Here is a 12,488-nt window from a genome sequence, read left to right as displayed (position 1 = left end):
CCCCACTTCCGCAATGGAAGTGGGGATACTTTTCCTGCGACCAGGTATAATGTATGCATAATGCCAGCAAAAGCCCTTTGCCAAACAGGAATAGATATAGTAAAATATTCCTTAATCAAGGAAATGGGAGGCGAAATTCGTGCTGGACATCAAATTCATCCGCCAGAACCCGGAAATAGTGGAACAGGCTTTAAAAAACCGGGGGGCAGCGGTTTCCCTGCAGGAGTTCCTGCAACTAGATGAGCAGAGACGGAAGTTATTGGTGGAAGTTGAGCGGCTGAAAAATCAGCGCAATACCACTTCGGAAGAAATTGGCCGTTTGAAAAAACAGGGTCAGGATGCTACTGAGCTGATGGCGGCTATGAAGGAAGTGGGCAATCGCATCAAGGAACTGGATGAGCAGGTGGCTCAAATCGAAGCCAGGCTGGAAGAAATCGTTCTGACTATCCCCAATGTACCCCATAGCTCCGTTCCTGTTGGCGCTGACAGTAACGATAACCCGGTAGTGCGGCGCTGGGGAGAACCGCGGCAATTTGATTTTGAACCCAAACCTCACTGGGAAATCGGGGAAGCCCTGGGCATTCTGGATTTTGAACGGGGCGGCAAGGTGACCGGTACCCGCTTTACCTTCCTCAAGGGGGCAGGGGCCCGTCTGGAACGGGCGCTGATCAATTTCATGCTGGATTTACATACCCGGGAACATGGCTATGTGGAAGTTTTCCCACCCTTTCTGGCCAATAGCAAAAGCATGACCGGGACCGGGCAGCTGCCCAAATTTGCGGAAGACATGTTTGCTGTTTCAGGGACAGATTACTACCTGATTCCTACCGCTGAGGTTCCGGTTACCAACCTGTACCGGGAAGAGATTTTAGATAGCAGTCAGCTGCCCATCTATCACTGTGCCTACAGTGCCTGCTTCCGGGCCGAAGCCGGGGCCCACGGCCGGGATACCCGCGGCCTCATTCGCCAGCACCAGTTCAACAAAGTGGAGCTGGTCAAATTCACCAAACCGGAAGACAGCTATGAGGAACTGGAAAAACTGGTCAACAATGCGGAACGGGTGCTGCAACTACTGGGCCTGCCTTACCAGGTAGTGGTATTGTGTACCGGTGACCTGGGCTTTTCCTCGGCCAAAACCTATGACCTGGAGGTCTGGCTGCCCAGTTACAATACCTACCGGGAGATTTCCTCCTGTTCCAATTTCGAAGACTTCCAGGCCCGGCGGGCTGGTATTCGCTTCCGCCGGGATGCCAAAGCCAAACCGGAATATGTCCATACCCTGAACGGGTCAGGGCTGGCTGTCGGCCGCACTCTGGCAGCCATTCTGGAAAACTATCAGCAGGAAGATGGTTCGGTAGTGATACCGGAAGTCCTGCGGCCCTACATGGGTGGATTGGAAGTAATTAGATAGAAAAAGGGACAGACACGGGTATAGTGCCCGTGTCTGTTAGCTCATTTACGGGGAAGGGAGACAGCTATGGGGGAGAGTATAGAAGTTGCAAGCAAGACCAGGATCCAGGCAGGTAGCCGGGAATATCTGAAAGCCAATATTGCCTTGAGCATCGGGGGTATGGCGGTGTTTGCCAATTTGCATTTCACCCAGCCCCTTTTGCCCCTTTTTACCCGGGAGTTTGGGGTCAAACCGGCCGAGGCTGGCTTGACTGTTTCGGCGGTGATTTTTACCCTGAGCGTGTTTATGCTGGTTTTTGGAGCGGTCTCCGATGCCTGGGGCAGAAAAAAGATCATGGCTGCCGGTTTGCTATTAACAGCCCTGCTGGCTTTTGCGGCTGTGTTTGTGCAGAACTTTCCTCAGCTGGTTCTGTTACGGGCTTTGCAGGGAGTATTTCTGGCCGCTTTACCGGCCCTTGGCTATGCCTACATTGGGGAGGAATATGAACAGAAGGCTGTGGCTGCTGCTATCGGTATGTTTATCAGCAGCAATTCCATTGGCGGTATGGGTGGCCGGATTATCAGCGGCGTGATTGCCGATTACTGGGGCTGGCGTTATGCCTTTTTAGTCCTGGGAGGCTTATGCCTTCTGGGGTATTTGCTTTTCCTCTGGTGGCTACCCCCCTCCCGGCATTTTCGCAGCCGGCCCTTCAGCGGGCAGAAAGCTCTGGCGGAAATCAAGGAACACTGGTCTAATCCTGTTTTGCGTAATGCTTTTCTTCTAGGTGGCATGGTTTTATTTGTTTTTGTTGGCCTCTTCAATTATCTGGGTTTCCGCCTGCAACAGGCTCCTTATTATTTTTCTACTACTGCTACCGGCTTTTTGTATTTAACCTATCTGGCCGGTACCTTTAGTTCCACTTTATCGGGGCGGCTGGATGGCAGGCTGACCATACCGCAACGCATTTTAACCGGTCTGGTCTTGATGTTACTGGGCCTGGTCATGATGATACTAAAACCGCTGTTTTTGATTGTAGCGGGCTTGATTTTCTTCTGTTTCGGCTTTTTCTTTGCCCATGCTGCAACCAGCAACTGGGTCAGCCGTAAAGCCAGACAGGCTCGGGCAGCGGCTTCGGCTCTCTATTTGCTCTGCTATTATCTGGGGGGAACTGCTGGTGGCTACTTTCTGGGTTATGTCTGGCAATGGGGCGGCTGGCTCTGGCTCAGTGCAGTTTGTTTTTTCATGCTGCTGGCTGCAATGGTAGTTAACAGGCAATTAAACAGAGTTTATTGACAGGAAAAATAGCTTATGCTATACTCTTTTATGTATCGCGGAGGGGTGTCCGAGCGGTTTAAGGAGGCGGTCTTGAAAACCGTTGAGTCCTTGACGGGCTCCGTGGGTTCGAATCCCACCCCCTCCGCCAGTCAGAAGCTGGAGAGATGGCCGAGTAGGTCGAAGGCGGTCGCCTGCTAAGCGACTATACGGGCTAAAACCCGTATCGAGGGTTCGAATCCCTCTCTCTCCGCCATTTACGCGCCCGTAGCTCAGCTGGATAGAGTAACAGACTACGAATCTGGTGGTCGCAGGTTCGAATCCTGCCGGGCGCGCCATTTTCCGTCCTCGTAGCACAACGGATAGTGCAACCGCCTCCTAAGCGGTAGATTCAGGTTCGACTCCTGACGAGGACACCATCAGAGGGAATTGCGATGCAGCTGGAGCACGATGATGCATATTACATGGGGTTGGCCCTGGTTGAGGCCAGAAAGGCCATGGCCCTGGGGGAAGTACCTATTGGCGCTGTGCTGGTGCGCCGGGGTGAGGTAGTGGCTGCTGCCCACAACTGGCGAGAACTGGCCCCGGATCCCACTGGCCATGCTGAAATGCTGGTTATACGGGAAGCTGCCCGCCGGCTGGGCGGCTGGCGCCTGACCGAGTCTACCCTGTATGTAACGATTGAACCCTGTCCTATGTGTGCCGGGGCCATTGTCCAGGCCCGCATTGAACGGCTGGTTTATGGCGCCGCAGATCCCAAGGCCGGGGCGGTAGATAGTCTAATGGATCTGGTCCGGCATCCGGGCTTGAATCATCAGGTGGAAGTGACTGCCGGGGTACGGGCGGAGGAGTGCCAGGAACTGATGAAAGAGTTTTTTCGGAAGTTAAGGCTGAATAAGCAGAAAGATGCCCGGGTTTAGGCCCGGGTTTTGTTGTCAAAACTTGTAGTTGTGAAGCTGATAAAAATGTGCTACAATATAGGGCGTGAGCCATGCGGAGAGATGGCCGAGCTGGTCGAAGGCGCTCGACTCGAAATCGAGTAGGCGGGCCAAAACCCGTCTCGTGGGTTCGAATCCCACTCTCTCCGCCAGATTTGAATAAGACGGCCTGGTGAACTTAAAGGGTTCGCCAGGCTTTTTTGTTTATAAATCGATTATTTTGAAAAAATCGCTTAAAGAGATGCCTAGAGCTTTGCAAATCTTATAGAGTGATACAACTCTAATTGATTTTTCGCCTCTTTCGATATTTCCAATATAGTTATAATGGAGACCGGCATATTCGGCAAGTTCTATTTGGGTAAAACCGTTCTTTTCTCTTTCGTGCTTGACTCCTTCTCCTATTTTTCTTATTATTTCTTCACTTGAATATAGCATTACATTTATCCCTCCCACATTTTTTAAAAATACATACTATAGTATGTTTACATATATCTGGTGTGTTTGTATAATTAATGTGTAGTTAATTTTACTACTATAACCATTATTTTTCAAGGAGGGACTTTTATGATAATTAAATTCAAAGTTACCAGCTTTAGACAAATACCTAACCCTTATGGTCTCTTTAAAGACGATAGTAAACAGAAATCTCCTGAAATGTTTATCGTTATTGCTAATGTTGATGATATTCCTGATAAAATACCAACTAAAACTAATCCAAGAGAACAGAACATGCGCACGAAAGTGGCGGCAAAAATCCGTGAGGGACTGCTTACTAACAATTCATCTTTTTATCTTTTAAACAGAGGCATATTAATGTCTGTAAAAGAGGTCAAATATGATCCAAACAAATCTGAAATTACCCTGATCTTTGAAAATGAATCAGTTCATGGCATTGTAGATGGAGGACATACTTACAGAACTATCATTGAGAACCGTCAGAGAAAAGCGGAAGATAATAAACAGTATGTTAAACTTGAAATTCTAACCGGAATTGAGGATATTTTTGAAGATTTAGCTGCAGCAAGAAATCAGTCTGTACCGGTAGATGATACGGCAATTGCGGAGCTAAAAAATAAATTTGATATAATCAAAAATATAATTAAAGATGAACCATTTTTCGAAAACATTGCTTTCAAAGAAAACGAAGATAAGCCAATAGAAATAGATGAAATAATTACTATACTTCATATGTTTAACATAGATAAATATGGAGATATGGAAAGGATGCCAGTCAGTGCGTATAGTTCCAAAAGTTCGTGTGTTAAAGATTATCTAGAAGCGTATGACAAAAACGCAGCAACAAATCAAGTTAATAACCCTTATTATAAAATGAAAACTATTATGGTTGATATTTTTAAATTGTATGATTATGTTGAGAGTGGAATGGCAAAAAAATATAGGGAATATAATAACTCTGGTCAGTATGGCCGGATTAAAGGCGTCGAAATAGTGCGAAATGAAATTAGATTTGAAACAAAATTTTATAAGCAACCGATGGATTATAAAAGTCCAAAAGGGTTTCTATACCCAATCATAAATGCTTTTAGGGCACTTGTTAAAGAGGAAAATGGTTTTTATCAATGGAAAGATAATCCGTTTAGTTACTTCGATGAAATAGGGAAGAATCTGGTTGGAGAAACAGTGGAGAGAAGCAGAACTTTAGGTAATAACCCTAATGCTGTTGGCAAGGATACTGGCCACTGGAAACAGTTGTATCAGTCAGTATTAACACACTATTTATTAAAGCAAATTAAATAATAATAATTTTTTTACAGGGGGGATATCCCCTGATTTTTTTTGAAAGGATTTTTCTGGTTATTGACGAATTATAAATATATTTAGCAAAAAAAGAGGGGGATGGGTTGTGAGATCAGTGCTGGAAACATGTCAGCCTCGTCCGGAGTTGCTGGCAGGAACTTTTAATCCAGAAGTATTTACAGCATCACTTGGGCCTGTTATCGAATATTATCGTACCGGAGCAAGAGTGCTGGACAACCTGTATACTAATGCTGAACTCTTTTTCCGGGAAGCAACCTTCCCTACCCAGGGGCTAAAAACAACCTTATTTGAGGTATTCAGCCGTTTAGCGGGAGACAATACTGCTCCTGCCATTCATCGTCTGGAAACGGCTTTTGGTGGCGGTAAAACCCATACTTTGATAGCCTGTACCCATATTGCTTATAGAGGGAAAGAGTTGGCAGAAGTTGTTAACGATATTATTTCCCCCGATTTATTACCCGAACCAGGAACGGTACAAGTGGTAGGAATAGCGGGAGATGAAATACCTGTACATCAAACCAGAGGTCAGAAACTGGTACCCTATACTCTTTGGGGAGAGATTGCTTATCAAATCGGTGGGGAAAAACTATATCTGGAATTGGAAGAAGAAGTTAACTCCTATGCTGCTCCAGGCAGAACCTTTTTTGAGAAGGCGCTGGCTGGCCGGAAGGTGATCATTATGCTGGATGAGCTGGCCCAGTATGCAGCTCGTCTGGAGGCAGCCCGGCCGGATGGTGCCAGTCAACTGGCCGCTTTTTTAATGGGATTGCATAACTTTGCGCGTACTCATAGTGGGGTTACGATACTGTTAACTCTGGCAAGTGCAACCGATGCTTTTGCAAAACAGACAGAACAACTGGCCAAACTGATAAGCCAAGTAAGAGGGGAAGAAGTTTCTGAGGATGATGCAATAAATATAGGGGAAAAAGCTGTGAAAGGGATAACCAGTGTTGTAGCCCGTGATGCTGTACCGGTCACTCCTGTACAGGCGGCTGAAATATCAGCTGTTCTGGCCAAGCGTTTGTTTGCGTCAGTGGATCGAGCTGCTGCTGAAGAAACTGCGGAAGAGTATATGAAAATGTACAAACGCAATTCGAACCTGTTGCCGGAAGAAGCAGCCACTGAAGATTATCGCAATAGAATGGTTGCCAATTACCCCTTTCACCCTACTCTGGTAGATTTTTTGAATAAAAAGCTGGCCAGTGCAGAGAATTTTCAGGGCACACGGGGAGTTTTACGGGTATTGGCTCTGGCAGTGCGAAGTTTATGGCTGAAAAAGAAAGATGTTCCGATGATTCATGCCTGTCACCTGGACCTGCGTGAAGAAAGGATCGTGAATGAAATACTGGGTCGTACAGGCAGATCGGAGATCCTGTTTGTTCTCAATGCAGATATCGGAAGCGTAGATACCGGTACACTGGAAGGGGGAGCCAGTAATGCTGAACTGGCTGACCGGCGCAATCCTCATCCAGAAGGTTATCCGTTATATGAATATACCTGGAAGACTGTGTTTTTGCATAGTTTGGTTGGAAACGAAGAAGGTCTGGGCTCCAGGATTTTTGGAATTACTGAAGCAGATGCGTTGTTTGCGGTGGCTTTTCCAGGCATGACCCCACCGCAGGTAAAAACTGCGCTGGAAGAAATTAATGAAAGCGCCTATTATTTAAAGTTTGAACAGGGCAAATATTTTGCCAGCGAAGAGCCGACTATTAACAGTATTCTGGCCCGAATTCGTCGCACCATCAGATCAGATGATATTAAGGATCTGCTGGCCCACACTGCCAGAAAAATTATTACTGATGGCTCGGGACTGTTTCATATTGAACATGATGTGGTAGGGCCGGAAGATATTCCGGATGGGAAAAACAGACTTGTGCTGGGAGTTGTATCTCTATTTGCAGATACTGTTGATGTACAGGCATTGATTACTTATCAAGGGTTTAATCAGCCCAGGATGCAGCAAAATATTGTGTTTGTTCTGGTGCCTGATACTGTTACCGTCACCGCACCTCGACCCAATACCAATGATATTTTATTTGCCGACCAGAGCTCAGCTATAGAAATTAAGCAGAGAATCGAAGGCATCGCCCGTCAGGTAAAAGCTATGCGTATTCTGAAGGAAAAGCCGCAGAGCTTTGGTGTTAACCCGCAGCGTTTGGATGATGATGACTTTAAAAAGCGTTTCCGGGAAAGGGAACAGGCTTTGATCACGGCTGTTTCCGAAGTCTATACAGGACTTTATTATCCTTCAACCACTGGCCATATAGTTCGCAAGGAGATTAAAACGGCTGGTGGAGAAGGAGGTACACCGTTTATCGAATTGATGAGGGAAACGTTAATTAAAGATCGGGAATTATTGACCAGTGCCAATGTCAGCCAGTCAGACTTAATGTCTTTGAAAAACCTTTTCTTCAGCGAAGATCGGGATAGTATCAGCTTGCAAAAATTGCGCGAAAACTTTTATTGCCTACGGCACTGGCCAGTAGTAGAAAACAACGGGGTTTTTGAGCAGATCATCAGAGCAGGTGTACAAAAAGGAGTCTGGTGTTTGTTCCGAATGGAAAATGAAAATAGCTGGCCAGCAGAGTTTTATGATCAGGAAACAGATTTACCGATGAGTTTGAACTTGTCTGATCCTGGTTATTGGATTGTCACTCCCCAGGGAGCCAATAAACGGGGCTGGAACAGAGAAGACCGAATTGACCCGGAGGTTTTACGGAGAGATATTATTTACAAAATCGAAAATAATGAACCACCTACCTGGGAGGAATTAAATGTCCTTGTTACCCGGCAATATGGAGACGGGGCTCAGCAGCAATTACAGGAAGAAGTAGTGGAAATGCTCAAACGCGGAGAGCTCCTGGTTTGTCGCCAAACTGGCAGTTCGACAATGCCGGAGATAATATCCGGTAATACAGCGATATTTTATACACCGATGTCCATAGATCGGATTTTGACTCCAGAGCAGGCACAAGCAAAAGGCTTGCTTGATAAACAGGTGAAAGACAAGTTTACTTTGCGCGGTAAGGAAGGAGCTGAAAAAATCTGGCCATTATTGCATCGGATTGGCAGTATATATAATCGAGGGGCCAAAACGAAAATCGATTATTTGGACTTGACAGATCTTACCTTGCCAGATGGGGGAACCCTGCGCCTGGAGCTAAATAATGCTTCGCCTAAAACCATGAAAATGCTGGGAGAATTATTCGAGGTTCTGGCTAATGTTGTTTCATTAGGAGAGAATACGGAAGTGATTTTAGAGGTAGAGGAACCTGATGAGAGTTGTTTGCTAATGCAGGAATTAAAAAAATAGTTCAGGTGAGGTATAAATAATGAACAAAAAGAAAAGCGCCCTCTGGGATCTGGAAAGGGATTTGCAGCAAAGGATCTTGCCATTAAACGCAATAGCGCCATGGGTGCTACGAGTTACTGAACACAAGGATAAAACAGGCCCGGTTTTAATTATTAAAGAAAGGCTAATTAGCGAAAATGGGAAAGCAGAGAAAGGCAATTTGAAAGATAGAGGACTATTATATGGACAGGCCTTGCACCGCTGTTTACCTGTGATTCGGCAAATTATTTCACCAGTGTGTGATACAGAAGGAATACCTCTGGAACTACAGCGCTTTTTTCCCGCGACTAAAATCACCTATCGCGGCAACTTACCATTGAATGAGGAAGCCGGAGCCAAGTTAGCATTAATTTTTAAACTGCAGGAAAGAGTACGGGAAATGGACCGGGTGGAATTGATTGCCTGGCGGGTAGCCAAATTTAGCCGGGAGGAAGCAGCTTACTGGTTATCCCGTGCTACCCAGTATGGAGAAACAGCTAATCGCTGGGCGCAGGCCGGTATGCGGATCATGCTGGGCGGCCAGCCCGGAGATAAAGGCATCGAGGAAATGCTGATTCAACTTAGGAAACAGTAAGGGGGAGGAGAGGGATGGAGAAAAGATTTATCGAGGCTGGTTTTCCCTGTCATCAGGTTGGTGCGGAAACGCAACGGGAGAGAGATACGGGGAAAGCTCCTCCAACTAATAGGTTGCATGTCTGGTGGGCCCGGCGGCCCCTTACCCCCAGCCGGGCAGCAATTCTGGGTTCGCTGTTGCCGGCGACAACGGACCCCGAGTGGTTTTTGCGCCAGCTGGGGATAGAAAAGGTGCAGGCAATGGTAAATGGTGAGCCCTGGACATTAGTTGGGAATATACTAAAGTATATTGAAATGGACGATCAGGGTAAAGAATGGCTTATAATCAACAGATCTGTATTAAATGCGTTACAAAAAGAACAGGAACGTCGTAAAAAAAATAGAGATACTATAGATTTAATTTGCAAATCAGATCCTGGCTATAAAAATAATCTTGTTATTTTAGGTTGGCTAAAAGATTCAGAACCATTACCGGAGCCTTTTCCTGGGATAGGGGAGAGAATTGAGGTTCGACGAATAGCTGCAAATCCGGCGATGGTTAATGAGAGAATAGAACTAAAGGATGAGCTGAAGAAAATTGTGAAGGATTTCAATTGGACAGATGAAGATCTATATGGTTATAAAAGAGCCTTTATGTCTTCTCCATTAATAAGAAGTGAAATGAGTAATTATTGTATCTTAGATCCTACTGCTGGCGGAGGATCTATACCTTTTGAAGCATTACGATTAGGTTGTAAAGTTATAGCTAACGATCTTAATCCAGTTGCTAATGTAATATTAAATGCTACACTAAATTATCCTTTACGTTTTGGTATTAATCTTTCTCAAGATATAAATTTTTGGGCTCAAAAATTGATCAGTAGTTCAGAGAAAAAAATAACTAGATTTTTTCCAGAGAATTCATTTAGTACTGGCATTGGCGAAAGGGAATATATTGTAGACTACCTTTACACCCGTCAGGTAACCTGCCCCCATTGTGGCGGAGAAGCCCCGCTTCTCAATACCTGCTGGCTGTCCAAAGAAGGAGAACAATGGGGGGTACGATTAATTACCGATCATGGCAAAGTTTCCTTTGAAACCTACCGGGTCAGAAATGGCAAAGGCCCCAATGGGGAAGATCCTAACTTCGCCACAGTCAAGGACGGGGTAGGCACATGTATTCACTGCCGGCAGGCTATCTCTGCCGAAGAAATCAAGGCTCAGGCACGAGGTGAATCTCCTCATGGCAAGTGGCAGGACCGCTTGTATTGCATAGTGGCTGTACGCTATCAGCCCGAACTGGATGCAAATGGCCAGCCGGTACGCTACCGGAGTGGAGAAAAAGCTGGCCAGATCAAAACCAAAAAGGTGCGTTTTTTCCGGCCCCCGAATGAGCAGGATTTGGCTGCACTGGTTGCAGCAGAAAAATATCTGCAGCAACGCTGGCCGGAATGGGAAGGTCAGGGCTTGATTCCTACGGAAAAAATTCCAGATGGACACAAAACTAAGGAACCATTACGTGCTGGAATGCAGCGCTGGTGTAATCTTTTTACCCCCCGGCAATTGCTGGGCCATCTCACCCTGGTAGAAGAACTCAACCGGCTGAAACCGGAAATCCTGAAGGAACTGGGAGAAGAGCGCGGGCGCGCAGTAATTACTTATTTGCAGTTTGTAATTGATAAGGGACTTGATTATAACAGCAAACAGACTAGATGGGAGTATACACGAGGTATTGTTAAAGGAACTTTTGGCAGACACGATTTTTCCTTAAAATGGACCTTCGGTGAAATGATTCTTACCGGGCCTCACTCCGGTGCTGCCTGGGCCTTATCCCAGGTACTCGATGCCTATCAAGGTATTGCTGAATTGCTGGCTCCGCTGCATGAAAAACTCAAAGGGAGTGAGCCTCCGGTAACTATTACCAATGGTACTGCTGCTCATTTAAACATTGATTCAGCATCAATTGATCTGATATGCATTGACCCTCCTTATTATAACAACGTTCAATACGCCGAGCTTTCGGATTACTTCTATGTCTGGCAACGGCGAACCCTGCAGGATCTTTATCCGGATATCTTTACCAGGCGCTTGACCAATAAAACCGATGAAGCGGTGGCCAATCCCGCCCGGGATGGTTCGGATAAAGAGGCAGCCAGAGTGTATGAACGCATGATGGGTGAAATTTTTGCTGAATGTCGCCGGGTGTTGAAAGATGATGGCCTGATGACGATTATGTTTACTCATAAAACGCAGGAAGCATGGGAAGCACTCACTCGCTCTTTGATTGAAAATGGCTGGATTATAACTTCTTCTTTTCCGGTTGAGTCAGAAGCCGAAGAGTCGACCCATCAAAAGGATATGGCAGCTGCAGCCAGTTCTATCTTTTTAACCTGCCGCAAACAGAGTAAAGCAAATACCGAGCCGTCCATCTGGACAGGCTTTGGTAATACCGGTGTTGCGCAAAAGATCAGGACGGCTGTACAGGAGGCCTTGCAGGAGTTCGAGCCATTAAAATTAAATGCCGTAGATGAAATGGTAGCCTGTTATGGCCGGGCTTTGCAGGTCTTGTCTGAGCACTGGCCGGTTATGGATGGAGACCAATACGTCAGTCCGATTCAGGCTATGAATGAGGCCAGTGCCGTTGTAGCCCATCATCAAATTGCCCGACTTACCAGGGGGAAATTGCGTCCCGATGATTTAAATCCGGAAGCGGCGATGACATTAACTCTGTTTGGCATTTTTGGACTGCGGGAATTTCCTTACGATGAGGCACTAAACCTTTCCCGTTCTTTGAATATCAGTCTGGAAACCCGCCCGGCAGGTTACAAAATAACCGGCCGCATGATTGGCATTAATAATGAAAACAGGAGTCGACGTTCGCAGCGCGGTCAGGAGGAAGCAGGCTATTTTGCTCCGCTGGTTCGGAAGGGCTCGAAACTGAGGCTGGTATTACCGGAAGAAAGAAATCCATACCGAATTGATAATCCCCAGACTGAATGGGACGTTTTACATGGGGTTATTTTAGCATATCGGGAAGGGGATATACCGTTAGTGCGGACTTACCTGACCCAGCACGCGGAAGGCAGGGAAGAGATTATTAAAGATTTGCTGGCTATCTGGGCTAATGGAGTGCATGTAGCGGAAATACGTAAAGAAGCGGAAATGATTTTGTTTGGTTTGAAATAAGACTAAACTGGGTTGTGGG

8 protein-coding genes and 5 tRNA genes are annotated in these 12,488 nt (G+C 46.2%); 12 read left to right on the top strand and 1 reads right to left on the bottom strand.

Annotated features, from left to right (window positions below):
• Positions 1-139: 139 nt before the first annotated feature.
• The 8 genes from serS (at position 140) to B5D20_RS02835 (ending at position 3,752) form a co-directional block, all read left to right on the top strand.
• Complete coding sequence (gene serS / locus B5D20_RS02870; RefSeq protein ID WP_078664721.1) at positions 140-1,411, top strand: serine--tRNA ligase; 1,272 nt, start codon at positions 140-142, stop codon at positions 1,409-1,411.
• 66 nt (positions 1,412-1,477) lie between these two features.
• Positions 1,478-2,683 (top strand): MFS transporter, encoded by a 1,206-nt coding sequence (locus B5D20_RS02865; RefSeq protein ID WP_078664720.1) that lies wholly within the window; start codon positions 1,478-1,480, stop codon positions 2,681-2,683.
• Between the two features lie 39 nt (positions 2,684-2,722).
• A tRNA-Ser gene (locus B5D20_RS02860) sits at positions 2,723-2,813 on the top strand.
• 10 nt (positions 2,814-2,823) lie between these two features.
• Positions 2,824-2,918: transfer RNA gene (locus B5D20_RS02855), tRNA-Ser, on the top strand.
• A 5-nt stretch (positions 2,919-2,923) separates the two neighbouring features.
• Positions 2,924-3,000: transfer RNA gene (locus tag B5D20_RS02850), tRNA-Arg, on the top strand.
• Between the two features lie 6 nt (positions 3,001-3,006).
• Positions 3,007-3,081: transfer RNA gene (locus B5D20_RS02845), tRNA-Arg, on the top strand.
• A 21-nt stretch (positions 3,082-3,102) separates the two neighbouring features.
• Positions 3,103-3,582, top strand: coding sequence for a tRNA adenosine(34) deaminase TadA (gene tadA / locus B5D20_RS02840; protein WP_423230528.1), 480 nt, complete (start codon positions 3,103-3,105; stop codon positions 3,580-3,582).
• A gap of 75 nt (positions 3,583-3,657) precedes the next feature.
• Positions 3,658-3,752: transfer RNA gene (locus B5D20_RS02835), tRNA-Ser, on the top strand.
• Between the two features lie 52 nt (positions 3,753-3,804).
• Here B5D20_RS02835 and B5D20_RS02830 read toward each other — a convergent pair.
• Positions 3,805-4,035 carry a helix-turn-helix domain-containing protein gene (locus B5D20_RS02830; RefSeq protein ID WP_078664718.1) on the bottom strand — a complete coding sequence of 77 codons (231 nt, stop codon included), beginning with the start codon at positions 4,033-4,035 and terminating at the stop codon, positions 3,805-3,807.
• Positions 4,036-4,164: 129 nt separating this feature from the next.
• On the opposite strand from B5D20_RS02830, the gene B5D20_RS02825 reads away from it, so the two are divergent.
• From B5D20_RS02825 to B5D20_RS02810, 4 genes are all read left to right on the top strand, one after another.
• Entirely contained in the window at positions 4,165-5,358 is a 1,194-nt protein-coding gene (locus B5D20_RS02825) for an AIPR family protein (protein ID WP_078664717.1), read from the top strand.
• Positions 5,359-5,464: 106 nt separating this feature from the next.
• Complete coding sequence (locus B5D20_RS02820) at positions 5,465-8,692, top strand: ATP-binding protein (RefSeq protein WP_078664716.1); 3,228 nt, start codon at positions 5,465-5,467, stop codon at positions 8,690-8,692.
• Between the two features lie 19 nt (positions 8,693-8,711).
• Positions 8,712-9,305 carry a DUF7680 family protein gene (locus tag B5D20_RS02815; RefSeq protein ID WP_078664715.1) on the top strand — a complete coding sequence of 198 codons (594 nt, stop codon included), beginning with the start codon at positions 8,712-8,714 and terminating at the stop codon, positions 9,303-9,305.
• A 14-nt stretch (positions 9,306-9,319) separates the two neighbouring features.
• On the top strand, positions 9,320-12,469 hold the full coding sequence (locus tag B5D20_RS02810) for a DUF1156 domain-containing protein (RefSeq protein WP_078664714.1): 3,150 nt from the start codon (positions 9,320-9,322) through the stop codon (positions 12,467-12,469).
• Positions 12,470-12,488 lie beyond the last annotated feature (19 nt).

Origin of the sequence: Carboxydocella sporoproducens DSM 16521, from assembly GCF_900167165.1 — a bacterium.
GTDB lineage: Bacteria > Bacillota.
Note: the sequence above shows the minus strand (reverse complement) of the source record. Positions and strands in the feature narration are given on the sequence as shown.